The organism is Streptomyces sp. NPDC001532 (assembly GCF_040298625.1).
In the GTDB taxonomy this organism is placed as follows: Bacteria; Actinomycetota; Actinomycetes; order Streptomycetales; family Streptomycetaceae; genus Streptomyces.
Genome location: NZ_JBEPAL010000038.1, coordinates 1 through 23,909 on the forward strand (window position 1 = coordinate 1; position 23,909 = coordinate 23,909).

The window sequence follows — 23,909 nt, forward strand, 5'->3', positions numbered from 1 at the left end:
CCCGCCGTCGGCGGTGCCCGGCCGCTGCGGCGGCGGGTCCGCGGCGCGACGCTGCGGACCACGCTCGGTGCCGACGCCGACCGGCAGGCCGCCCGTGCGCCGCAGCCGGCCGACGCGGAGGCCGTCCGCGACGCGCTGGAGGAGTTCGAGGCGGCCGTGGAACGCGCCCACCGTGACAGCGCCGGCCCCCGAACCGCACCCGAGTCCCCCGAACCGCACCCCCAGCCCTACCCCCCGGAAGGAGCGGAGAGTTGAGCACGCAGACAGGTGGCACTCCCGCCGGAGACACCGCACCGGACGACCTGCGGGCCGCCGCAGCCGACTTCACCTGGCTGCTGAACCGCTTCGCGACCGAGACCGCCGGTGTCGTGGACGCCATCGCGGTGTCCTCCGACGGACTGCTCATCGCGGTGGCCCAGTTGCGCGAGCGGGCCCACTCGGAACGGCTGGCGGCGATCGTCTCCGGCCTGACCAGCCTGGCCGCCGGCGCCTCCGGCAACTACGGACTGGGCGCGCTCAACAAGGTCATCATCGACCTGGAGGGCGGCCATGTCCTGGTCTCCGCGATCGGCAGCGGCGCCGTGCTCGGCGTGGTCGCCGACAAGGAGGCCAAGCTGGGCAACATCGCGTACGAGATGACGTTGTTCGCCAACCGCGCCGGTGCCGCGCTCAGCCCGCAGCTGGTGCTGGAACTGAAGAACAGCGTCGGCGTCGCGTCGACGGGCTGACCGGTCCTCCGGCCGGTCGAGAGAGGAAGAGACCACCCATGGCGGACGGCTTCCCGCCGGTCCCGGGCCCGGACGAGGAGCCGGTCCCGGTCGCGCACGCCCCCGCCGTACGCCCGTTCCTGGTCACCGCGGGCCGGGTCGCGGGCGCGGGCGAGGCCGCGGCGGAGCGGCCGATTCCGGTGGAGACCCAGGTGATCGCCACCGCGCCGGGGCTCGACGCGCTCGGCCGGCTCTCCTTCGAGCGGCACGACATCGTCGCCGTGTGCGCGCGGCCGCAGTCCATCGCGGAGATCGCGGCCCGGCTGCGGCTGCATCTCAACGTGGTCCGGGTGCTCGCCGAGGATCTGCGGGCGGCCGGGCATCTGGCGGTGCACGTGCCGAACGCGGCCGCCACCCATGACGCGTCCGTCCTGCGCAGGGTTATCGATGGCCTGCGGGCCATCCCCGACTCCCGAGGGGTACTCCGTGACACCGACTGAGCCCGCCGTCCCGCACGGCGCCGCCACGCGGACCTCCGTCCGGCCGCCGCTGCCGGTGAAGATGGTGATCGCGGGTGGTTTCGGGGTGGGCAAGACCACCGCGGTGGGCGCGATCTCCGAGATCGAGCCGCTGACGACGGAGGCCGCGATCACCGAGGTGGCGGCGGGCGTGGACGATCTGACGCACACCCCGCGCAAGACCACGACGACGGTGGCGATGGACTTCGGCTGCCTGACCATCGACCCGACGCTGAAGCTGTACCTGTTCGGCACGCCCGGGCAGGACCGGTTCGGGTTCATGTGGGACGACATCGTCGAGGGCGCGGTCGGCGCGCTCGTCATCGTCGACACCCGCCGTCTCGACGACTGCTACGCGGCGGTCGACTACTTCGAGCACAAGCGGATCCCGTTCGCGGTGGCGGTCAACGCCTTCGACGGGCGGGTCGAGCACGCGCTGGACGAGGTCCGCTGGGCGCTGGACGTCACCGACCGCGTCCCGGTCGTCGTCTTCGACGCCCGGGAGCGCGGTTCGGTCCGGGACGCGCTGCTGGTGGTGCTGGAGCTGGCGCTGGCGCGGACCGAGGGCTGAAGCCCGGACCGGACGCTGCAGCCCGGACCGGACCGGAGGCTGAAGCCCGGACCGGACCGGAGGCTGAGGCCCGGACGTCAGGCGCCGCCGCCGCGCACCCCGCGCGACACCGCGAGGCGGCCGACCGCCCAGAACAGCGCGAGCGTGGCGAGAGCCATCGCGGCGACCAGGGTGGCGCCGCCCACCACCTTCTCGTAGTCGCGCTGGTAGAGGCCGTCGACGATGTACCGGCCGAGACCGCCGAAGCTGACGTACGCGGCGATGGTGGCGGTGGAGACGATCTGGATGGCCGCCGAGCGCAGTCCGCTGAGGATCAGCGGCAGCGCGACCGGGAGTTCGACCCGGAACAGCACCTCCGGCTCACGCATGCCCATGCCCCGGGCGGCGTCCACCGGCGCGGGGTCGACGGAGCGGACCGCCTCGTAGGTGGTGACGAGGATCGGCGGGACGGCGAGCACCACCAGCGGGATCATCACGGGCGCGAGTCCCAGTCCGAGGGTGATGAACATCAGCACCATCAGGCCGAAGCTGGGCAGCGCGCGGGCCGCGGTGGCGATGAGGGCGAGGGCGTTGCCGCCGCGCCCGGTGTGGCCGGTGAGCAGGCCGATCGGCAGTCCGACGGCGGCGGCGACACCGAGCGCCATCAGGGTGTACCGCAGGTGTTCGAGGAGGCGGGTCGGGATGCCGTCGTAGCCGTGCCAGTGGGCGCCGTCGCTGAAGAAGGCGTCGACGAAGTTCAGTACGTTCACCGGGCGGCACCCTTCGGGGACATCCAGGGTGTCACCAGCACCCGCAGGAGGATCAGCACGGCGTCGACGAGGATGGCGAGGACGGCCGTGCCGACGACCGACAGCCACACCAGGCGCGGCTGGTTGTAGATCATGCCGCTGTTCAGCAGGTTGCCGAGGGCTCCCTGGTTGCCGATCAGCATGCCGACGCTGACCAGGGAGATGCTGGACACCGACGCCACCCGCAGCCCGGCGATGATCGCGGGCGCCGCGATCGGCAGCTGGACCTGGAGGTAGCGGCGGACGGGCCCGAAGCCCATGGCGGTGGCGGCGTCCAGGGTCTCGCGCGGCACGGAGCGGACGCCGTCCACGATCGCCGGGACGAACACCACGAGGCTGTAGACGGCCAGCGGGATCATCACGGTGATCTCGCTCATGCCGGTGTAGTCGATGAGGACGACGAAGAAGGCGAGCGACGGGATCGCGTAGAGCACGGTCGTCACCCCCAGCACCGGCGGGTACAGCCAGCGCAGCCGCACGCACAGCTGGGCGACGGGCAGCGCCACCAGCAGCCCGGCGAGCACCGGGACCAGCGCGATGCGCAGATGCAGGGCGACCAGGCCGAGATAGCTGTGCTGGAGGTCGCTGGGCATGTCGAACAGGGCGTTCATCGCGCGACCTTCTCGGCCTGGCCCGCCTTCCCGGTCGTACCCGGCTGCCGCGGGGTCTCGCCGTCCCGGCGGCGTCGCGCGTGGGCGCCGCGGACGGCCTCGCCGATGGTCTGCTGCGAGACGACTCCGGCCGCCCGGCCCTCGCCGTCCACGGCGACCGCCCAGCCGGTGGGTGACAGCACCGCGCAGTCCAGGGCGGCGCGCAGCGAGTCCGCGCCGGCGGTGAACGGCCGCCCGCACGGCAGCAGGCGCTCCGGCCGGATGTCGCCGGCGGTCAGCTCGTCCGGCTCGCCCCAGCCCAGGGGCCGGCCGTCGAGGTCCGTGACGAGGAGGTAGGGGGTGTCGGGGCTGCGGCGGGCGGCGAGCTGTTCGGCGGTGGCGTCGACGGCGACGATCGGCGTGGTCAGCAGTTCCAGCCCGGCGGAGGAGAAGAAGGACAGCCGCCGGATGCCGCGGTCGGCGCCGAGGAAGTCCTCGACGAACGGGTCGGCGGGGTCGGTCAGCAGGTCGGCGGGGGGCGCGAACTGGGCGAGCCGGCCGCCGGTGCGCAGGACGGCGACCATCGTGCCGAGCTTGACGGCCTCGTCGATGTCATGGGTGACGAAGACGATCGTCTTGCCCAACTCGTCCTGCAGGCGCAGCAGTTCGTCCTGGAGGCCCTTGCGGACGACGGGGTCGACGGCGGAGAACGGCTCGTCCATGAGGAGGACCGGCGGGTCGGCGGCCAACGCCCGTGCCACGCCGACGCGTTGCTGCTGACCGCCGGAGAGCTGGTACGGGTAGCGCCGGGCGAGGGAGGCGTCGAGACCGACCCGCTCCATCAGTTCCCGGGCGCGGGCGCGGGCCTTCTCCTTGCGCCAGCCGAGCAGCCGGGGGACGGTGGCGATGTTGTCGACGATCGTGCGGTGCTGGAAGAGCCCGGCGTTCTGGATGACGTAACCCATGGAGCGGCGCAGGTCGTTGACGGGCTGCTGCCGGATGTCGGTGCCGTCGAGGTGGATGGTCCCCTCGCTGGGCTCGACCATGCGGTTGATCATCCGCAGGGTGGTCGTCTTGCCGCAGCCCGACGGTCCCACCAGGACCGTGATCGACCGGTCCGGTATCTCCAGGGACAGCCGGTCGACCGCCACCGTGCCGTCCGGGTACCGCTTGGTGACTGAATCTATCCGTATCAAAACGCCGAACACCCTTCGGGTCTGGCAGTCGCTGGTGCGCTCGCGCCGGGCAGCGGGCCGTTGCGGACCGAGTCTAGACCGCTTGTGTGACTACCGGACCAACACACCACGACCGATTCCCGCAGCCCGCGGGGCCGTTGCGGCGGCGCGGGGCCGTCGCAGCGGCACGGCGGCGCGGCGTTACGGCGGCACGGCGTTACGGCGTTACGGCGGGCGGGGCTCACGCCGCCGCCCGTGCCAGCGGCACCCCCGCGGTGCGCCGCACCCGGCGGTCGGCGCCGACGGCGTACACCTCGCAGCCGTCCTGTGCCGCCGCCCAGGCCACGCCGTCGGGGCCCAGGGCGAAGGCGGCGGTGGCGACGACGTCGGCCTCGGTGAGGGTGGGGGCGAGGACGGTGACGCCGAGGAGGCCGGTCGCGGGGCGGCCGGTGCGGGCGTCGAGGATGTGCTCGCCGCGTTCGTAGCGGCCGGAGGTGGCGACCGCGCCGTCGGTGAGCTCCAGCACCGCGCACACCTGGCCGGCGTGCTCGGGATGCCGTACGCCCACCCGCCAGGGGCCGCCCGCGACGACCACGTCTCCTCCGGCGTTGAGGCAGAAGCGCCGGACCCCGGCGGCCGTCAGCCGGTCCGCGGCGCGCTGCACGGCCCAGCCCTTGACCACCGCGCACGGGTCGAGTCGGCGGCCGGGCGGGCGTACGTCGAAGGCGCCGCCGGTGGCGATCCGGTACCGCTCGCCGATGGCCAGCACCTCGGCGAGGTCCGGACCGACCTCGTCCGGCGCGATCTCGTCCCGGTCCAGGCGGGACACCTCGCTGTCGGCCCGGAACGGGCTGAACCGCGCGTCGGCCTCGCGCAGCCAGGCGAAGACGTCGTCCGCCGCTCCCTCGGGGACATGGGTGTCGTCGATCCGGAGCGAGACGGGGAAGCCCATGACGTGCTCGACGCGCCGCACGGTCACACCCCCCTGGCGTCGAGCGCGGCCTGCAACGACTCCTTGTAGCCCTCGCTGGTGACGGTCGCCCCGGACACCGTGTCGACGTCCGCGCTCTGCGCCCGGAGCGTCTCCTCGATCAGCGTCGGCACCGCCGCCGTCGTCTGCGGATGGTTCGGCTGCTTCAGCATCCGCACCGAGGCGATCCGGTCGCCGTCGACCGTCACCTCGACCTGGACGTCGCCCTTCTCGGTGGCGACGGTCGGACCCGCTACGACATCGGAGCCGGCCGCGCCGGAGGACGTGCCGGGGGGCGCGGTGGAGGAGGTGCCGGAGGGGGCGGGACGCGCGGGGCCGGTCGCCGTCTCGCCGGTGGACGCGGGCTCCTGGGAGGGCGCGTACCGCCAGACGGGGATCAGCCCGGCGACGGTCAGGACCAGGACAGGCAGTGCTCGCTTCACGGTGTTTCCCTCGTTCCCTTCGTTCCGGTCGTTCCGGTCGTTCCGGTCGTTCCGGTCGCGCCCGTCGTTCCCGTCATCACCGCCGCTCCCGCCGCTCCCGCCGCTCCCGCCGCTCCCGGCGTTTCCGCCGCTCCCGCCGTGCCGGTCATCCGGCGAGGCTGAAGCGCTCGAAGTGGATCTGCGGCCCCGGCACGCCCAGCTCGCGCAGGCTGCGCCGGACCGCGGCGGTCATGCCGGGCGGCCCGCAGAGGTAGACGTCCCGGTCGGCGATGTCCGGCACCAGCCGGGTTAGTTCGGCCGGGGCCAGCTTGTCGGGGGTGACGGGGCCGGTGACCAGATACAGCTCGGCGCCCTTGGCCCCGGCCAGCTCGCGCAGTTCGTCGTGGAGCACGGCATCCCGCTCGGTGGCCACCCGGTGGATGACGACGGCATGGCCCTCCAGGTCCTCCAGCAGCGCCCGGATCGGTGTGACGCCGACCCCGCCCGCGATCAGCACGGCGTCGGGACGGGTGCGGTGCAGGGTGGTGAACGCGCCGTAGGGGCCCTCCGCGAACACCCGGGTGCCCACGCGCAGATGACGCAGGGCGGCGCTGCCGTCGCCGGCCGCCTTCACGGTCAGCCGCAGGGACCGGCCGTCGGGCGCGGCGGACAGCGAGAACGGGTTGGCCTGCCACCAGCGGTCCCGGGTCAGGAACCGCCAGATGAAGAACTGGCCCGCGCGGACGGGCAGCCGGTCGAGGTCGCGGCCGGTGATGTGGACGGAGACGACGTCGTCGTTCTCGGGGACGACGGCCGAGACCCGCAACCGGTGACGCAGGTTCCGCCACAGCGGCAGCACCACGCGACCCACGAGCACCGAGCCGAGCGCGGCACCCCACAGGGTCCACCAGTAGGCGGTGGCGGCGGCGGAGGCGACGAAGGTCGTTCCCACGGCGACCTGGTGGGAGAAGGCGAGGACCACCGCGACGTAGGTGTACAGGTGGACGAAGTGCCAGGTCTCGTAGGCCAGCCGGCGCCGGGCGAACCGGGCCGAGACGGTGCCGACCACGAGGATCAGGACGAGCGCGACGACCGAGCGCAGCACGCCCTCGACCGTCTCGGCGAGGTCCACCAGCTGGTTCACCGGGTCCATCCCGGAGGCGTCGGCGTAGCCGAAGGTGATGAACACCGCGTGCGCGAGCAGCGTCCACAGCAGCGAGAAGCCGAGCCGGCGGTGCCACAGGGTCAGCCGGTCCATGCCGATCCGGCGGTCCAGCCAGGGCAGCCGGGCCACCAGCAGCAGCTGGAAGGCCATGAGCAGCGCGCCGTACAGGCCGGCCGCCCGGCCCAGCACGATCAGGGCGTTGGAGGCGAACCCGGCCTGCACGAAGAAGCAGGTGACCACGGCCACGTTGGCGGCGAGCACGGCGTACAGGCCGGTGCGCGCCAGCGCCTTGGGACGTATCGCCGTGGGGGGACGGGGAGGCGACGGGACGATCGTCACGGAGGGCAACTCCTAGCTCGGGGCCTTGAGACACCGAGCTTCGCCGCCCGGAGCTGTCATTTTCCTGTCGTACAACTTTCAAGTGTGTATCGATCGCTCCCGGGGCCGTCCGCGGGCCTGGTGCCGAGGGGTGCGTCACGCACTATGAACGGGTGGAAAAAGTACGACTCCTCGTCGTGGACGACGATCCGCCCATCGCCGACCTCGTCGCCACGGTCGCCCGCTACGAGGGCTGGGAGGCGGTCACCGCGAACACCGGCGAGCAGGCGCTGCGCCGGGCCGCCGAGTTCCACCCCGACATCGTGGTGCTCGACCTGATGCTGCCGGACCTGGACGGGTTCGCCGTCCTGGACCGGCTGCGCGGCACGGGCACGATGGTGCCGGTGGTGTTCCTCACCGCCCGCGACGGGGTCGCCGACCGGGTGGCCGGGCTGACCCGGGGCGGCGACGACTACCTGGTCAAGCCGTTCGCGGTGGAGGAACTGATGGCCCGGCTGCGGACCGTGCTGCGGCGCAGCGCCGGGCCCGGGTTCCAGCGGTCGGTGCTGCGGGTCGGCGATCTGACGATGGACGAGGACACCCGGCAGGTGCGGCGCGCCGGGACCCCGCTGACGCTGACCCCGACCGAGTACGAGGTGCTGCGCTATCTGATGCGCAAGTCGCCGACCGTCCTCACCAAGGCGCAGATCCTCGACCATGTGTGGGAGTACGGCTTCGGCGGCCGTTCCAACGTCGTCGAACTGGTCGTCAGCCGGCTGCGCCGCAAACTCGACGGGGCCGGCGAGGCGGCCCCGGACGCGGGCGCCGCCCCGCTCATCCACACCGTGCGCGGCTTCGGCTATGTGATCCGGCAGGCCGACGCGTGAGGCGAGCCCTCGCCAGGCTGCGCGACACCCGCCGCGGCATGCGGCTCGGCACCCGGCTGGCGCTCGGCCTGGGCGCGCTGTCGCTGGTGGCGTTCGCCGTGGTCGGCACCGCCCTGACCGCCTCCATGCGCAGCTACCTGGAGCGGCAGCTCGTCGACCAGATGCGGCTGGTGCAGACCGTGCAGTCCAAGGACGCCGCCGAGCACGGCACCGTACGGCGCAAGCCGTACTACGGCTGGTACACGGCGGTCTACGACGTGTCGGACGGCGACGCGGTGCTCCGCAGGCCCTCCGACGTGCCCGCCGACACCAGCGCCTTCGCCGGCCTCGCCGAGACGATGGTCCGCGACGGCACCGACCCCGCCACCCGAGTGGCGAGGATCGACGGCGAGGGCACCTTCCAGCTGCGCGGCTGCGAGGTCGAGCCCGGAGTGGTGCTGGTGAGCGCCGCGCCCACCGGCGACATCGACGACACCGTGCGGCAGCTGATCACCGTGCAGGTCGTGGCGTTCGCGCTGGCCCTGCTGGCACTGGTGGTGTTCGGCCGGCGGATGCTGCGGCGCGGGCTGAAGCCGCTCAGCGACATGGCGCGCACCGCGCACGGCATCGCCTCGCACGATCTGTCCGAGTCGGCGGCCCGGCTGCCGCTGCGCGCCCCGCGGGCCGGCGGCGGCCCCGAGGTGGAGGAGCTGCGCACGGCGTTCAACACCATGCTGGAGCACATCGACGACTCCCTGGCGGTGCGCGCGGAGGCCGAGCAGCGGCTGCGCCGGTTCGTGGCCGACGCCTCGCACGAGCTGCGCACCCCGCTGATGTCGGTGCGGGGCTACGCGGACCTGTTCCAGTACGCGGCCGCCAACGAGCCCGAGGAGCGCGCGAGGCATCTGGCGCGACTGCGCGCGGAGGCCGCCCGGATGGGATTCCTGCTGGACGACCTGCTGCTGCTCGCCCGGCTCGACGCGGCCGAGGTCGAGACGCCGCTGCGGCCCCGGGAGGCGGATCTGGTGGAGCTGGTGGAGCAGGCCGCCGACGCGTTCCGCGCGGGCCATCCGGAGCGTCCGCTGACCGTGCGGACCCCGGGCGGGCCGGTGCGGCTGCGGCTCGATCCGCAGCGGATCCGGCAGGTGCTGGACAACCTGCTCACCAACGCGGCCGTGCACACCCCGGCCGGGACCGAGGTGTGCGTGGCGGTCTCGGTCACGGCCGGGGCGGCCGTGGTGCGGGTGACCGACGCCGGGCCCGGCATACCCGCCGCCGACCGGGAGCGGGTCTTCGACCGCTTCTACCGCGTGGACAAGGCCCGCAGCCGCGACCGCGGCGGCAGCGGCCTGGGCCTGTCCGTGGCGCGCTCGCTGGTGCGGGCGCACGGCGGCACGATCGAGGCGGACAGCGAACCGGGCCGGACGGAGTTCACCGTCCGGCTGCCGGTTCAGCCGTAGCTGACGTCCGAGGCGGAGTAGCGGCAGTACGTGCCGTCCGGGCCGCTGCCCAGCGAGGTCGGCTCGGCACCGCTGCTGTTGCCCTGGAACCGCTCGCACACGGTGATCTTCTTGGCCGCGCTGCCGGTGAGGGTCACCCCGGAGATCGTCGCCGTGTCGCCGTAGTTGGTGTTGATGCCGACGAGGACCTTGCCCGGGCTGGTCGCCCGCACGTCGCTGATGACGACGGACCGCTTGTACTGCGTCTTGCAGTTGCCGCAGGAGCGGTACAGCTTGCCGAAGTCCTCGACCTGGAAGTCCCGGACGGTCACCGTGCCGGCGCCGTTGTGCTGGAAGACCTTGTCGTCCGCGCCCTTGGCGCCGCCGCCGGTGACGAGGTACGTCGCCGAGGCCGAGGTGCCCTTGAAGCTGGCGGCGTCCTCGCCGACGTCCTCCCACCACACGTTCTGCAGGGTGCAGGAGCCCAGGCAGTGGACGCCGTCGGCGGCCGGGGTACCCAGCACCACGTTCTTCAGCACGGCCCCGTCGGCGAGTTCGAACAGCGGGCCCTGGCTCTCGTCCTGGCCGTCGCTGCCGAGGTCGCCGGAGCCGTAGTAGCGCTTGAGACCGCCGTCGTAGCTGCCGGAGATCTCAAGGGTGGCGGACACCGCCTGCTGACCCGCCGGGGTGGGCCAGGCACCGAGCGCGGAGGTCGCCGTGGCCGAGGGGCCGGCGCCGGCGGTCGCTGTGGCCGACGCCGACGCGGACGCGGACGGACTGACGCTCGCCGACGCCGACGCGGACGCGGACGGACTGACGCTCGCCGACGCCGACGCCGACGCCGACGGGCTGACGCTCGCCGACGCCGTCGCCGTCGGCTGCGGTGAGGCCGCGGTGGTCGCCTCCAGCGTCCAGCTCTTGCTGCTCGCCTTGTCGCAGGAGTTCTGCTGGACCAGCCCGCCCTTGAGGTTCAGGCACTTGTCGCTGCCCGCGTTGACGAGGTGGTACGCCTCCCCGACCGCGGCCGTGCTCCAGACCTGGGCGTCGCCGCCGTCGCAGGCCTGCTGCTGCACCGGCTTCCCGGCGGACGCCGAGTCGTCCTTGACGCCCGCGCAGAGCGTGCCGCCGGTGACGGTGAACCCGCCGTCGGTGCCGGCCAGTCGCCACACCTGCGCGGCACCGCCGTCACAGGCCGCCGACGCGATCTGGGCGCCGGCCGTGCCGGGCGCGGTCAGACAGGTGCCGTCGGCGGCGTTCACCAGCCGGTAGGTTCCCGCGCCCGGCGCGGACGCCGACGCCGACATCAGCACGCCGGTGACGACCGCTCCGCCGGTCAGTGCCATGGCCAGCACACCGACCAGGACGCTCCTGCGGCGCCCGCTCCGCCTGCGCCGGGACCGGCGCGGGACTGCTCTCTCGCTCACGTGTTCACTCTCGTTCGACAACGACCGGAACCCCCGTTCCAGCCCTCAGTCGCCGCCGCGCGTACGGAGGTTGCCGGGATTCCGGAAAAACCGCGGCGCACTCCCGTGGCCGTGCCGACCGGGCGATACTTGCCCCGCCGACCGCGCCGACCGCGCACCCGAGGGGGTCTAGTGACCGCACCCGTTCCCGCCCCGGACGCCGCCCCGGATCCCGCCTGGCTGCCCGCGGAGGCGTTCCGTGCCCTGGGCTCCCGGCGCGTGCTGGTCCGGGCGACCGGCCCGCTGGCCGACACGGTGTACGGGGAGGTGGCGGCGGCCTGCGCGACGTTCGGCGGGCAGGCGGTCCGCGCGGACGACGGGCGCGCGGAGACCTCGTACGACCTGGTGCTGCGCACCGAGCCCGACGGCCGGGACGAGCTGGGCGCCGAGGGGTACGCACTGGAGCGCCAGGACGCCCGCACCACGGTCACCGCCGCCGACCCGCACGGCCTGCTCCACGGCCTGTTCCACGTCGTACGCCTCGGCCCGGACGCCTTCGCCGGGGACCGGACGCGGCGCACGCACCGCCCGGCTCTCGGCCCGCGCATGCTGAACCACTGGGACAACGTGTCCGTCCACCCGGTGACGGGCCAGGTGGAGCGCGGTTACGCGGGCGGCTCGCTGTTCTGGCGGGACGGCGAGCCGCGCCGCGACCTGGACCGCGTCCGGGCGTACGGGCGGCTGCTCGCGGCCTGCGGGATCAACGCGGTGGCCGTGAACAACGTGAACGTGCACGCCGAGGAGGCCCGGCTGCTCACCGACCGGATCGGCGAGGTCGCCGAGATCGCGGACGAGTTCAGGGCGTACGGGATCCGGACGCATCTGTCGGTGACCTTCGCGGCGCCGGTCGTGCTCGGCGGACTGGACACGGCCGATCCGCTGGACGCGCGGGTGCGCGCGTGGTGGGCCAGGGCGACCGCCGGCGTGCACGCGGCGATACCCGACTTCGGCGGGTACGTGGTGAAGGCCGACTCGGAGGGCCGCCCCGGCCCGTTCGCCTACGGCCGCACCCACGCCGACGGCGCGAACATGCTGGCCGAGGCGCTGGCCCCGTACGGCGGCACCGTCCACTGGCGGGCGTTCGTCTACGACCACCACCAGGACTGGCGGGACCGCTCGACGGACCGGGCGCGGGCCGCGTACGACCATTTCACGCCGCTGGACGGGCAGTTCGCCGGCAACGTGACGCTCCAGGTGAAGCACGGCCCGATGGACTTCCAGGTGCGCGAGCCCGTGTCGCCGCTGATCGGGGCGATGCCGCGGACGCGGCTGGCGGTGGAGGTGCAGGCCACGCAGGAGTACACCGGGCAGCAGCGGCACGTGTGCTGGCTGGGACCGATGTGGAGCGAGGTGCTGCGGTTCCGGCCGGACGGGGCGCGCCGGGTAGGCGACCTGGCCGGCGCTCTGGTCGCCGTCTCCAACGTCGGCGACGACCCGTTCTGGACGGGGCATCCGCTGGCGCAGGCGAACCTGTACACCTTCGGCCGGCTGGCCTGGCGGCCGGACGCGGACCCCGCGGAGATCCTCGACGACTGGATCCGGCTCACCTTCCCGGACGCCCCGCGGCGGCTGGCCGACGGGCTGCGCGGCGTGCTGCGCGGCTCCTGGCTCACGTACGAGAAGTACACCGCCCCGCTCGGCGTCGGCTTCATGGTGCAGCCGGGGCACCACTACGGGCCGAGTGTGGACGGCTACGAGTACAGCCCCTGGGGCACCTACCACTTCGCGGACCGCGACGGCGTCGGCGTCGACCGCAGCGGCTCCACCGGCACCGGCTACGCCGCGCAGTACGCCGAGCCCTGGGCGGAGCGGTACGAGTCCCCGGACACCTGCCCCGACGAGCTGCTGCTGTTCTTCCACCACGTGCCCTACGGCCACGTCCTGCACAGCGGCAGGACGGTGATCCAGCACCTCTACGACACCCACTTCGAGGGAGTCGAGGAGGTGGAGGAGGCCCGCCGGGTCTGGGCCTCGCTGGCGGACCTGGTGGAGCCAGCGCGGCACGCGCGCGTGACGGAACGGTACGAGGAGCAGCTGCGCAGCGCCCGCGAGTGGCGGGACCACCTCAACAGCTACTTCTTCCGCAAGTCCGGTGTCCCGGACGCGCACGGCCGCCGGATCCACTGAGGCCCGCGGCACGAGAACGCACCACGGGCCCAGGGTGAGCGCGTCACCGTCGACCGCCGGCGGACGGTCCGGGCCCGCGCCCGGTCAGCCCTCGTCCGTCGCCAGCCGCAGGGCGATGCTGTTGATGCAGTAGCGCTGGTCCGTGGGTGTCGGGTAGCCCTCGCCCTCGAAGACGTGTCCGAGGTGGGAGCCGCAGCGGGCGCAGCGGACCTCGGTGCGCAGCATGCCGTGGGAGCGGTCCTCGATGAGTTCGACGGCGTCGGTGTCCTTGGGGTCGAAGAAGCTCGGCCAGCCGCAGTGGGACTCGAACTTGGTCTCCGAGGTGAACAGTTCCGCGCCGCAGGCCCGGCAGGAGTAGACGCCCTTGGTCTTGGTGTCGGTGTACTCACCGGTGAACGCGGGCTCGGTCGCGGCCTGGCGCAGCACGGCGTACTCGGCCGGCGTCAGCTCCGCGCGCCACTGCTCGTCCGGCTTCTCGACGTCGTACGACATGAGCTTCAGCCCCTCACTTCGACAGGCTCGACAGGTGGTCCAGGATGCGCGGGCCGAGGTCGGTGACATCGCCGGCGCCCATGGTGAGAACGAGATCGCCGGGGCGGGTCATTCCCGCGATCACGTCCGGCACCTCGGCCTTGTCGTGCACGGCCGTCACGTCGGCGCCCGCCGCGCGGGCCGCGTCGATGATCAGCTCGCTGGTGACGCCGGGGATCGGGTCCTCGCGGGCCGGGTAGATGTCGAGGACCACGGAGGCGTCCGCCAGCGCCAGCGCCTGGCCCATCTCCCGGCCCAGCTCCTGGGTGCGGGAGAACAGGTGCGGCTGGAAGACGACGAGGATGCGGGAGTCGCCGGCCGCCGCGCGCATGGCCTCCAGGTCGGCGGTCATCTCGGTGGGGTGGTGGGCGTAGGAGTCGATCACCTGGACGCCGGCCGCCTCGCCCTTCAGCTGGAGGCGCCGCTTGACGCCGGTGTAGGCGGCCAGCGCCGGGGCCAGCTCGGCCGCGGGGACGCCGAGTGCGGCGCCGGCCGCGAGGGCGGCGACCGCGTTGTGGGCGTAGTGGCGGCCGGGGACGGAGACGGTGAAGGTGAGCTGGGTGCCGTCCAGCTCGACGGTCACCTCGCTCTTGAGGCCCTGCGGGACGACGGACAGCACGCGGACGTCGGCGTCCGGCGACTCGCCGTACGTCACGGTCCGCACGGTGCCCGCGAGGCGGCGGGTCAGTTCGCGCGCGCCCTCGTGGTCCGCCGAGATCACCAGGGTGCCGCCGGGCACGATCTTGCCCGCGAAGATCTCGAAGGACTCGTAGATCTCGTCCATCGAGGCGTAGTTCGCGTGGTGGTCGAGCTCGACGTTGAGGACGATGGCGACCTCGGGGGCGTACTTGTGGAAGCTGCGGTCGCTCTCGTCCGCCTCGGCGACGAAGATCTCGCCGTCGCCGTGCAGGGCGTTGGAGCCGGGCGCGTCCAGGTCGCCGCCGATGGCGTAGGACGGGTCGAGGCCCAGCGCGGACAGGGAGACCGCGAGCATCGAGGTCGTGGTGGTCTTGCCGTGCGTGCCGGCCACCGCGATGGGACGCAGGCCGTCCATCAGCGCGGCCAGCGCGTCGGAGCGGTGCACCACCGGGATGCCCAGCTCGGCGGCGCGGGCCAGCTCGGGGTTGTCGGCGCGGATCGCGGACGAGACGACGACACAGCTGGCATCGTCGGCGAGGTGCTCGGCGGCGTGCCCGATGTGCACGGTGGCGCCCAGCGCGCGCAGCGCCTCGGCGGTCGCGGACTCCTTGGCGTCACTGCCGGCCACCTTGGCCCCGCGCTGGGCGAGGATCTTGGCGATGCCCGACATTCCGGCGCCGCCGATGCCGATGAAGTGCGGTCGGTCCATGGCGGTAGGAAGGCCGGGTGCCATGCGTTCTTCTCCCCAAGCTGCGGTACGAGCTGCGTGGTGCAGGTGCCGTACGTGCGGTACGTCGGTGTCGGTACGTCGGTGCGCGCCCCGGCGGCGGCTGCCGCGGGGCGCCGCCCAAGCCTATGCCTTGCTGTGGGAGAAGAGTTTGAGCACGGGCACGCCGACCCGGTGCCGGGCCCGGGAGGCCCAGTCGCGGTGGAAGAACTCCTCGACGTAGTGCGGGTCGGTCAGGACGATCACCTCGTCCGCCCCGGTCTCCTGGACCAGTGCCTTGAGGGCGTCCAGCGGGTGGTCCTCGATGAGCCGCCCGTCGGCCGTGCTGCCGGCCGCGCGCAGCGCTCTCAGGGACACGTCCAGCGCCTGCTCTCCGGCGGTTCTCGCGTCCGCCCCCTCCGGGGTCTCCTTCTCGCGGGCGGCCTCCTCCAGCTCGCCGAGGGCGAGGTCGTCGATGGCGCGCAGCAGGCGGTCCGCCTGTTCGCCGCGCGGCTGGAGCAGTACGTGGAAGCCGACCGGCTCGTCCCCGTGCAAGGTGGTGACGAACTCCACGTCGGCGGACGTCAGGGCTTTCTCGATCATCAATACGCTTGTGAACACCAGGCGCCCCTTTCCCTTCGAGGGCGGTGGGCCCTCTGTCCTGCGTGGGCCGCTGGCTGGCCCTGCCGAAACCATCCTGCCCCGTGATCGCACGGGTATCGCGAGTCCTAGTGTGCCCAGCCGAAGCCAACCGGAGTGGCGGACTCCACTTGATTCCCCTTAAAACGGAATGACGCATTCCACCGCACTCATGACCGACGGTAGCGGGAGAACAGGAACCCGGCCTCTTCCAGCAGCGACGCCAGGGCGAACTGCTGCGGCACGGCCACGCCCGGCCCGCCGGCGATCCGCTGCGCGTCGCCCGCGGTGAGCATCGGCGAGACGGTCAGACACAGCTCGTCGAGCACCCCGGCAGCGATCATCTGCCCCAGCAGCCGCGGGCCACCCTCGGTGAGCAGCCGGGTGTACCCCAGCTCGGTGAGGGCCCGCACGGCGCGGGCGGGCTCCACGCCGACGCCTTCCCCGGCGACCACCACCCGCACGCCGGCCTTCTCGGCCGCGGCGATCCGGTCCGGGGCCGCCGCGGCGCCGGTCAGGACGAGCGTGGGCACCAGCGGCTCGGTGAAGAGCGGGAGCGTGAAGTCCAGGTTCAGGCTCGCGGACACCACCGCGATCGCGGGCGCCGGGTCCTGCCCGGCCGCCTCCCGCAGCTCCGCGAACTCGGCCCGCGCGCGGGCCGGCCGGTACCCCTCCTGGCGGACCGTTTCCGCACCCACGACCACCACATCCGCCAGCGCGCGCAGGGTGCCGAAGATCCGCATGTCGGCGGCGCTGGAGATGGGCTGGGAGCGGCCGTCGTGCTGCGCGGCGCCGTCCAGGGTGGACACCATGTTGGCCCGCAGCCAGGCCACCGGCTCCCCCGGCCGCGGCGCGGGGTAGGCATAGGCCTCCGCCAGCTCGGCGAGGCTCCACTCACGATCGTCGGCCGGACCGGCCACAGGAAACAGGCGTCGCATGCGGTGCAGTGTTCCACGCGGGGCCGAATTCGAACGTTCTGCCCGCATCCACCGGCCCGCCGCGGGCCCGCCGCGAGACCGCCGCGGGCCACCGCCTCCGGCGCCCCGCAGGTGACCCGCAGGCGCTCCGCGGCCACCCCGTAGCATGGATGACCGTGTCCACCTCCCCCTCCCCAGCCGACCGCACCCCGATAGCCGACGCGCCCACGGCCGACGCGGCGGCGACCGACGCGGCGGCGCCTCTCTCGCTGTGCGCCCGTGAGCCGCACGTCCCCGCGGACCGTCTGGTGGCCGAGATGGTGCCCCCGCCCCGGTTCGACTCGGTCCGCTTCGGCACCTACATCCCGGACCCGAACCAGCCCAGCCAGACCGAGGCCGTCCGGGTCCTGGAGTCCTTCGCGGCGGGCCTCGGCGGCGCGCACGCGAGCGGCGCGGGCGCGCCGAAGCGCGGGTTCCTCGGCTTCGGCAGGGCCAAGGCCCCGGCCGGCCCGCGCGGTGTCTACCTCGACGGCGGCTACGGCGTGGGCAAGACCCACCTGCTCGCCTCCCTCTGGCACGCCACGCCGGCCGAGCCGTCGCTCAAGGCGTTCGGCACCTTCGTGGAGCTGACCAACCTGGTCGGCGCGCTGGGCTTCCAGCAGACCGTGAAGACCCTGTCCGGCCACCGCCTGCTGTGCATCGACGAGTTCGAGCTGGACGACCCCGGCGACACCGTCCTGGTGTCGACGCTGCTCGGCAAGCTGGTCGAGGCCGGCGTCGCCCTCGCCGCCACCTCCAACACCCTGCCGGGCAAGCTCGGCGAGGGCCGCTTCGCGGCGGCGGACTTCCTGCGCGAGATCCAGGGTCTGTCGGCCCACTTCCGCGCCCTGCGCATCGACGGCGAGGACTACCGGCACCGCGGCCTGCCGCAGGCCCCGGCGCCGTACTCCGACGAGCAGGTGACGAAGACGGCGTACGCCACCGAGGGCGCCTCCCTCGACGGCTTCCCGGACCTGCTGGACCACCTCGCCCGCGTCCACCCCAGCCGCTACGGAGCCCTGACCGACGGGCTCGGGGCGGTCTGCCTCACCGGTGTGCGGCCGGTGCCCGACCAGTCGACCGCGCTGCGGCTGGTGGTCCTCGCGGACCGGCTCTACGACCGCGAGGTGCCGGTGCTCGCCTCCGGGCTCCCCTTCGACCAGCTGTTCAGCGAGGAGATGCTGAAGGGCGGCTACCGCAAGAAGTACTTCCGGGCGATCTCCCGGCTGACCGCGCTGGCACGCGACGCCGGGCGCCTGGTGGAAGCGGGCTGACACAAGATCAAGGGCTGGTTCCGGCCAGCCGACCCCCGCTTTTTGGGCTCTCTTCCGCTCGAAACGCTCAGTTAACCCTGCAAACAACTTTGCAGGGTTAACGTGTTTCTTGACCAGCCGTTGACCAACCGTTGGTCGGTACTAGAGCCATGGGCGCAGCGGGAGGGAAGTCATGTTCCGAGGCACGACGGCCCGGACCGTTCTGTCGGCCCTCGCCGTCGTCCTGCTCACCCTCTCGCTGCCCGCCGTCACCCCGGCGTTCGCACACGCGTACACACCTCGTCATGTCGAGGCCGAGACTTCGACCGGAATCATCCCCTCCGGTCCCGCCGGGTACGCCGAGGCCGCCGCGCCCCACGCCGGCGCCACCCCCGCCTGCGGGGACCCGACCGGTCCTCCGCCCCACCGCGACCGCCACCGCACCGCCCGCTCCGCGCCCGAGGCGGCCGCCCGTCCGCTGCCGGAGCCCGAGCGAGCACCGGGGGCCGGCCCCGACGCGGGCGTGCCCGCCGGGCACGCCCGCGCGCCGAGACCCTCGGCCGCCCACTCTCCGGCCGCACTCCAGGTCTTCCGCTGCTGAGCGCAGAGCACCTCCCCCCCCCCACCTCTGTCATGCACGCCCGACGCGCCTTCGGCGCGCCAGGAGGAATCACCACACCATGCAGCCCCTCATCGACAACGCCCGCACGTTCGGACAGCGCCCTGAGGAGTTCGCCGGCCTCGCCGCAGGCCAGTCACCCGAGGTCCTCTTCATCACCTGTTCCGACTCCCGGGTCGTCCCGGCCCTGATCACCGGGGCCCGCCCCGGCCAGCTGTTCGAGCTGCGCACCGCGGGCAACATCGTTCCCCCCTACGCCTCCGGCACTCCCACCGGCGAGGCGGCCACCATCGAGTACGCCGTGGAGGTCCTCGGCGTGACGGACATCGTGGTCTGCGGGCACTCCCACTGCGGAGCCGTCGGCGCGCTGGTGCGCGGCGACGACCTCGCCGCCGTGCCCGCCGTCCGCGACTGGCTGGCGCACGCCGCCGACGAGCCGAAGGCCGCCGACCCGGCGGACCCGACGGTCGCCGACGCGGTGCGCCACCATGTGCTGGCGCAGCTGCTGCGGCTGCGCTCCTACCCGTGCGTCGAACGCCGGCTGACGGACGGCCGGCTCCGGCTGCGCGGCTGGTACTACGAGGTGCACACCGGCCGGGTCAGCGAACACCGCGCGGACACCGACGCGTTCGAGGCGCTGTGAGCCCGGCCATGAGCAAATTCCCCCACCTCAGGCAGGACTTCGCCGCCTCCCTCGTCGTCTTCCTGGTCGCGCTGCCGCTCTGCGTCGGCGTGGCCGTCGCCTCCGGGGTCCCGGCCGAGCTGGGCCTGGTCACCGGCATCGTGGGCGGCATCGTCACCGGGATGATGCGCGGCAGCAGTCTCCAGGTGTCCGGCCCCGCGGCCGGCCTCACCGTGCTCGTCTTCGAGGCGGTCCAGGAGTTCGGGCTGCCCGTGCTCGGTGTGATCGTGCTCGCCACCGGGCTGCTCCAGCTCGCCATGGGCGCCCTGCGGCTGGGGCGCTGGTTCCGGGCCATCTCGGTCTCGGTCGTCGAGGGCATGCTGGCCGGTATCGGCCTGGTCATCATCGCCGGACAGCTGTACGCGGCGGCGGGGCTCACGGCGCCCGCCTCCGGCCTCGACAAGATCCTCGGGCTGCCCGGCGCCGCCGTGGACGCGCTCGGCAGCACCGAGGCCCTGGCCTCGCTGGCGGTCGGCGCGGGCACGGTCGCGGTGCTGGTCGGCTGGAAGAAGCTGCCGGGCAAGGCGCAGACCGTGCCGGGCGCGCTCGCCGCGGTGGTCCTGGCGACGCTGGCCGCCCTGGCCTTCAGCCTGCCGGTGGCGACCGTCGACGTGAACGGCCTGCTGGGCTCCGTCCAGCCGCCCGGCGCCGACGCCTTCGCCGAGCTGGCGAGCCCGGCGCTCCTCGGCACGATCCTCGCCTTCACCCTGATCGCCTCGGCCGAGTCGCTGTTCAGCGCGGCGGCGGTGGACCGGCTGCACGACGGTCCGCGCACCGAGTACGACAAGGAGCTGATGGCGCAGGGCGCGGGCAACGCGGTCTGCGGCGCGCTGGGCGCGCTGCCCATGACCGCGGTGATCGTGCGCAGCTCCGCCAATGTGGCGGCGGGCGCCCGCACCAAGGCGTCCCGGGTGCTGCACGGCGTGTGGCTGCTGCTGTTCGCGGCGCTGCTGCCGTCCGCGCTGGCCTTGATACCCCTGCCGGCGCTGGCCGGCATCCTGGTGCACGCGGGCTGGAAGCTGATCCCGTTCCGCCAGCTCGCCGGGTTGTGGCGGGGCCACCGGGGTGAGGCGCTGATCCTCGTCGCCACCGCGGTGTCCATCGTCGCGGTGAACATGTTCGAGGGCGTCCTGATCGGTCTGGCCCTGTCGGTCTGCAAGACCGCCTGGGAGGCCTCGCACGTGAAGCTGGAGGTCGTCGACAAGGGCGCCGGGCCGGTCCAGGCGTATCTGTCGGGCAACGCGACCTTCCTGCGGCTGCCGAAGATCCTCGACAGCCTGGAGGCGCTGCCGCAGGACCGGCCGGTGGAGCTGGACCTGTCGGGTGTGCACCACCTCGACCACGCCTGTCGTACGGCACTGGGCAGCTGGGCCGAACGGCACAGCGAGACCGGTATCGAACCGGTGAAGCTCACCACCGCCGCCTGATCCGGCGGCCCGATCACGCCTGGTGTCCGTCCGGGGGCCCGCCATGGCCCCGGACCGGACACCGGGCATATCTTTACAGCAGCGGACATTCCAGACCTCTGAGGGGGTCGTCATGATGGAGGAGCTGCTGTCGGCGGCCGCGGCGGTCGGCGTGGTGGGCGTGGTCTACGTGGCCGCTGCCGCCCGGGTGGTGAAGCAGTACGAACGCGGGGTGGTCTTCCGGCTGGGCCGGCTGCTGGGCAACGTACGGCAACCCGGGTTCACCCTGGTCGTCCCGTTCGTGGACCGGCTGCACAAGGTCAATCTGCAGATCGTGACGATGCCGGTGCCGGCCCAGGAAGGCATCACCCGGGACAACGTGACGGTGCGGGTCGACGCGGTGGTCTACTTCAAGGTCGTCGACGCGCAGAGCGCGCTGATCAAGGTCGAGGACTACAAGTTCGCGGTCTCGCAGATGGCCCAGACCTCGCTGCGCTCCATCATCGGCAAGAGCGACCTCGACGATCTGCTGTCCAACCGGGAGAAGCTCAACCAGGGCCTGGAGCTGATGATCGACAGCCCGGCCGTCGGCTGGGGCGTCCAGGTCGACCGGGTCGAGATCAAGGACGTGTCGCTGCCCGAGACCATGAAGCGCTCCATGGCCCGGCAGGCGGAGGCGGACCGTGAGCGCCGGGCCCGGATCATCAACGCCGACGCCGAGCTGCAGGCCTCCAAGAAGCTGGCGGAGGCCGCCCGCCAGATGTCCGACACGCCCTCGGCGCTGCAACTTCGGCTGCTCCAGACGGTGATGGCGGTCTCGGCGGAGAAGAACTCCACCCTGGTGCTGCCGATCCCGGTGGAGCTGCTGCGCTTCCTGGAGCGCGGCCGCGAGGCGGAGCCCGAGCAGGGTCCGCCGCCCGCGATCGACACCTGACGGTGCTACGCGCGTTGTTCCCGTGACGCGTGACGGGTGGTAGACACAGCGGATCGACTGTCCTGTCCGCCAGCAGGAAGGTTCATCCATGTCTGTGACCCGCCGTCAGGCCCTCGCCCGCACCGGTGCCCTGGGAGTGGGCATCGCCTTCGCCGGTTCGGTCTCCGAACTGTTCGCGGGTACGGCCGCCGCCCAGGATCTGGGCCACACCGGCTACGGTCCGCTCGTCCCCGACCCCGACGGCCTGCTCGACCTGCCGGAGGGCTTCCGCTACAAGGTGCTGTCCCGCGAGGGTGACCCGCTGCGCTCCGGCGAGGGCCCGGTGCCCTCCAACCACGACGGCATGACCGCCCTGCCCGGCCGCGGCGGCCGGGTCCATCTGGTCCGCAACCACGAGAACCGCGTCACCGCCAGGCTCGGCGTCCCCACGGTCGACGGCCTCACCTACGACCCGGCCGGCAAGGGCGGCTGTACGGCCCTCACCCTGGACGCCCGCAACGACGTCCTGTCGGAGCGGGTCGCGATCGCCGGTACGGCCGTCAACTGCTCCGGCGGCCCCACGCCCTGGGGCACCTGGCTGACCTGCGAGGAAACCGAGGACAGGGCGGGCACCAACGGCTACGCCAAGGACCACGGGTTCATCTTCGAGGTCGATCCGGCCGACCCGCGCCGCACCGGGGCGGTGCCGCTGACCGCGATGGGCCGCTTCCAGCACGAGGCGATCGCCGTCGACCCGAAGAGCGGCATCGTGTACGAGACCGAGGACGCGTTCGTCCAGCCCTTCGGCCTCTTCTACCGCTTCCTTCCGCGCAAGCCGCTCGGCGGCACCAGCGCCCTGCGCGCGGGCGGACGCCTCCAGGCGATGCGGGTGCCGGGCCTGCCGGACCTGTCGGCGGTGCGGGAGCCGGGCGCCTCCTTCGACGGCGTCGAGTGGGTGGACGTACCGGACCCACTGGCCGTCGAGACCTCGGTCCGGCTCCAGGACTACGGCCCGAAGGGCATCACCCGCGCGCAGAAGCTGGAGGGCTGCTACTGGGGCGGGCGCAGCGTCTACTTCGTGTCGTCGTACGCCCGCAGCCGGGAGGGCTCGGCCGCGGACCACTTCGGCCAGATCTGGCGCTACGACCCGGACCGACGCCGGCTCACCCTGGTGATCGTCTTCGGCCCGGACACCGATGTGCGGCTGCCCGGCGAGTCCCCGGACAACATCTGCCTCGCGCCCAGCGGCGGTCTGATGGTCTGCGAGGACGGCAACGGCGCGCAGCACGTCTTCGGCGTCACCCGCAAGGGCGAGGTGTACGCGATGGCCCGCGGCCGGCAGAACATCGGCACGGAGGAGGAGCCGGAGTGGGGCGAGTTCGCGGGCGTCGCCTTCTCCCCGGACGGCCGGACGATGTACGTCAACTGCTACACGCCGGGGACGACGTTCGCGGTGACGGGCCCCTGGCGCCGGTAGCGGCCGGACCCGGCCGTCCGGCCGGGTGACTTCCGCCGGGCGCTGAGCGCACCGACGGCGACGCGGGCCCGATTCACCCCCTTCGCCCACTTACGTTCGTACGATGATCCTTCCTGTACGACGTATCGCCGCCGTCTGTGCGCTCGGCGCCGCGCTGGCCGCGTGCGGCGCGTCGGAGGCCGGCCGCACCGCCTCCCGGACCGTCTCCCCCAGCTCCGCCCCGGCCTCCCCCACCGCCTCCCGGCCGCCCACCCTCGCGCCGGGCCCCGGCGGACTGACACCGGTGTTCCACCACGGCCCGCGCACCGGCGGCGACAAGACCGTCGCGCTCACCTTCGACGCCGACATGACCGCCGACCAGGGGCCGAGGGCCGCCGCGGGCGAACGGTTCGACAACCCGGCGCTGATCGCCACGCTGCGCGCGCTGAAGGTGCCGGCCACCGTGTTCATGACCGGCCGGTGGGCCGAGGAGTACCCCGACCAGGCCCGCTCCCTCGGCCGCGACCCGCTGTTCGAGATCGCCAACCACTCCTACAGCCACTACGCGTTCACCGAGGACTGCTACGGCCTGCCGACCGTCGACGAGGAGCGGATGCGGGCGGACGTACGGCGCGCCTACACCGCCTTCCGCGCGGCGGGCGTGCCGGACGCCAAGCCCTACTTCCGCTTCCCCGGCGGCTGTTACGACCGGCGGGCCCTGCGGGCGCTCAGCGGCACCGGGGTCACCGCGGTGCAGTGGGACGTGGTCGGCGGGGACGCCTTCGCGACGGACGCCGACGCGGTGGCCCGGCAGGTGCTGGACGGGGTGCGGCCCGGCTCGGTGGTCGTGCTGCACTGCACCCGCAGCGCCGCCCCGGCGACCGAGCGGGCGATCCGCGCCATCGTGCCGGAACTGCGCCGCCAGGGCTTCCGCTTCGTGCAGGTGTCCGAACTGATCGGGGCCACACCGCACTGACCGGCCTACCCTGG

The 23,909-nt window shown here is 73.2% G+C and carries 25 protein-coding genes; 14 read left to right on the forward strand and 11 right to left on the reverse strand.

Translation table 11 applies throughout. The features are described 5' to 3' along the window. The 4 genes from ABT232_RS28705 to ABT232_RS28720 all read left to right on the forward strand — a co-directional run. The coding region (locus ABT232_RS28705) for a hypothetical protein (RefSeq protein ID WP_351845072.1) at positions 1–255 on the forward strand (255 nt) is incomplete at its 5' end. Further along, positions 252–728, forward strand: coding sequence for a roadblock/LC7 domain-containing protein (locus ABT232_RS28710; RefSeq protein ID WP_351845074.1), 477 nt, complete (start codon positions 252–254; stop codon positions 726–728). The genes ABT232_RS28705 and ABT232_RS28710, both read left to right, overlap by 4 nt. A gap of 38 nt (positions 729–766) precedes the next feature. Continuing rightward, positions 767–1,207 (forward strand): DUF742 domain-containing protein, encoded by a 441-nt coding sequence (locus ABT232_RS28715; protein ID WP_351845076.1) that lies wholly within the window; start codon positions 767–769, stop codon positions 1,205–1,207. Next, a complete protein-coding gene (locus ABT232_RS28720; protein ID WP_351845078.1) occupies positions 1,194–1,796 on the forward strand; it encodes a GTP-binding protein in 603 nt (200 codons plus the stop codon). The genes ABT232_RS28715 and ABT232_RS28720 overlap by 14 nt, the downstream gene beginning before the upstream one ends. 77 nt (positions 1,797–1,873) lie before the next feature. Here ABT232_RS28720 and ABT232_RS28725 read toward each other — a convergent pair whose 3' ends face one another. The 6 genes from ABT232_RS28725 to ABT232_RS28750 form a co-directional block, all read right to left on the reverse strand. Next, positions 1,874–2,545, reverse strand: coding sequence for an ABC transporter permease (locus ABT232_RS28725; protein ID WP_351845081.1), 672 nt, complete (start codon positions 2,543–2,545; stop codon positions 1,874–1,876). Beyond that, positions 2,542–3,195: an ABC transporter permease gene (locus ABT232_RS28730; protein ID WP_351845083.1), complete on the reverse strand. Its 654-nt coding sequence runs from the start codon at positions 3,193–3,195 to the stop codon at positions 2,542–2,544. The genes ABT232_RS28725 and ABT232_RS28730 overlap by 4 nt, the downstream gene beginning before the upstream one ends. Continuing rightward, positions 3,192–4,370, reverse strand: coding sequence for an ABC transporter ATP-binding protein (locus tag ABT232_RS28735; protein WP_351845200.1), 1,179 nt, complete (start codon positions 4,368–4,370; stop codon positions 3,192–3,194). The genes ABT232_RS28730 and ABT232_RS28735 overlap by 4 nt, the downstream gene beginning before the upstream one ends. A 220-nt stretch (positions 4,371–4,590) precedes the next feature. Continuing rightward, positions 4,591–5,322, reverse strand: coding sequence for an FAD:protein FMN transferase (locus tag ABT232_RS28740; RefSeq protein ID WP_351845202.1), 732 nt, complete (start codon positions 5,320–5,322; stop codon positions 4,591–4,593). 2 nt (positions 5,323–5,324) lie between these two features. Next, positions 5,325–5,762, reverse strand: a complete 438-nt coding sequence (locus ABT232_RS28745) for an FMN-binding protein (RefSeq protein WP_351845085.1) — start codon at positions 5,760–5,762, stop codon at positions 5,325–5,327. Between the two features lie 145 nt (positions 5,763–5,907). Further along, positions 5,908–7,245 carry a ferredoxin reductase family protein gene (locus ABT232_RS28750; RefSeq protein WP_351845087.1) on the reverse strand — a complete coding sequence of 446 codons (1,338 nt, stop codon included), beginning with the start codon at positions 7,243–7,245 and terminating at the stop codon, positions 5,908–5,910. A gap of 152 nt (positions 7,246–7,397) precedes the next feature. Between ABT232_RS28750 and ABT232_RS28755 the strand changes: the two genes are divergently transcribed. Then, a complete protein-coding gene (locus tag ABT232_RS28755) occupies positions 7,398–8,111 on the forward strand; it encodes a response regulator transcription factor (protein ID WP_351845089.1) in 714 nt (237 codons plus the stop codon). A 38-nt stretch (positions 8,112–8,149) separates the two neighbouring features. Next, positions 8,150–9,550, forward strand: a complete 1,401-nt coding sequence (locus ABT232_RS28760) for a sensor histidine kinase (protein ID WP_351845204.1) — start codon at positions 8,150–8,152, stop codon at positions 9,548–9,550. Here ABT232_RS28760 and ABT232_RS38495 read toward each other — a convergent pair. Further along, the gene (locus ABT232_RS38495; protein WP_450871760.1) at positions 9,541–10,953 is read right to left on the reverse strand and encodes a pectate lyase; all 1,413 of its coding nucleotides are present in this window, start codon (positions 10,951–10,953) and stop codon (positions 9,541–9,543) included. The two genes, ABT232_RS28760 and ABT232_RS38495, sit on opposite strands and share 10 nt — an antisense overlap. Positions 10,954–11,124: 171 nt before the next feature. Between ABT232_RS38495 and ABT232_RS28775 the strand changes: the two genes are divergently transcribed. Next, positions 11,125–13,119, forward strand: a complete 1,995-nt coding sequence (locus ABT232_RS28775) for an alpha-glucuronidase (RefSeq protein ID WP_351845091.1) — start codon at positions 11,125–11,127, stop codon at positions 13,117–13,119. Between the two features lie 84 nt (positions 13,120–13,203). Here the strand turns inward: ABT232_RS28775 and msrB are convergent, their stop codons facing one another. The 4 genes from msrB to ABT232_RS28795 form a co-directional block, all read right to left on the reverse strand. After that, on the reverse strand, positions 13,204–13,611 hold the full coding sequence (msrB, locus tag ABT232_RS28780; protein ID WP_351845093.1) for a peptide-methionine (R)-S-oxide reductase MsrB: 408 nt from the start codon (positions 13,609–13,611) through the stop codon (positions 13,204–13,206). A 13-nt stretch (positions 13,612–13,624) separates the two neighbouring features. Then, positions 13,625–15,022: a UDP-N-acetylmuramate--L-alanine ligase gene (gene murC, locus ABT232_RS28785; protein ID WP_351845095.1), complete on the reverse strand. Its 1,398-nt coding sequence runs from the start codon at positions 15,020–15,022 to the stop codon at positions 13,625–13,627. 120 nt (positions 15,023–15,142) lie between these two features. Then, a complete protein-coding gene (locus ABT232_RS28790) occupies positions 15,143–15,616 on the reverse strand; it encodes an indole-3-glycerol phosphate synthase (protein WP_351845097.1) in 474 nt (157 codons plus the stop codon). A gap of 188 nt (positions 15,617–15,804) precedes the next feature. After that, positions 15,805–16,572 (reverse strand): pyrimidine reductase family protein, encoded by a 768-nt coding sequence (locus ABT232_RS28795; protein WP_351845099.1) that lies wholly within the window; start codon positions 16,570–16,572, stop codon positions 15,805–15,807. 155 nt (positions 16,573–16,727) lie between these two features. Between ABT232_RS28795 and zapE the strand changes: the two genes are divergently transcribed. From zapE to ABT232_RS28830, 7 genes are all read left to right on the forward strand, one after another. After that, on the forward strand, positions 16,728–17,864 hold the full coding sequence (gene zapE, locus ABT232_RS28800) for a cell division protein ZapE (protein ID WP_351845101.1): 1,137 nt from the start codon (positions 16,728–16,730) through the stop codon (positions 17,862–17,864). 172 nt (positions 17,865–18,036) lie between these two features. Further along, positions 18,037–18,444, forward strand: a complete 408-nt coding sequence (locus ABT232_RS28805; protein ID WP_351845103.1) for a hypothetical protein — start codon at positions 18,037–18,039, stop codon at positions 18,442–18,444. 79 nt (positions 18,445–18,523) lie between these two features. Then, complete coding sequence (locus ABT232_RS28810; RefSeq protein ID WP_351845105.1) at positions 18,524–19,105, forward strand: carbonic anhydrase; 582 nt, start codon at positions 18,524–18,526, stop codon at positions 19,103–19,105. 8 nt (positions 19,106–19,113) lie between these two features. Further along, positions 19,114–20,571 (forward strand): SulP family inorganic anion transporter, encoded by a 1,458-nt coding sequence (locus tag ABT232_RS28815; RefSeq protein ID WP_351845107.1) that lies wholly within the window; start codon positions 19,114–19,116, stop codon positions 20,569–20,571. A gap of 112 nt (positions 20,572–20,683) precedes the next feature. Continuing rightward, positions 20,684–21,484 (forward strand): slipin family protein, encoded by an 801-nt coding sequence (locus tag ABT232_RS28820; protein ID WP_351845109.1) that lies wholly within the window; start codon positions 20,684–20,686, stop codon positions 21,482–21,484. 88 nt (positions 21,485–21,572) lie between these two features. Then, positions 21,573–22,940 (forward strand): PhoX family protein, encoded by a 1,368-nt coding sequence (locus tag ABT232_RS28825; RefSeq protein ID WP_351845111.1) that lies wholly within the window; start codon positions 21,573–21,575, stop codon positions 22,938–22,940. Between the two features lie 103 nt (positions 22,941–23,043). Next, positions 23,044–23,895: a polysaccharide deacetylase family protein gene (locus tag ABT232_RS28830; RefSeq protein WP_351845113.1), complete on the forward strand. Its 852-nt coding sequence runs from the start codon at positions 23,044–23,046 to the stop codon at positions 23,893–23,895. The last annotated feature ends 14 nt before the right edge of the window (positions 23,896–23,909 follow it).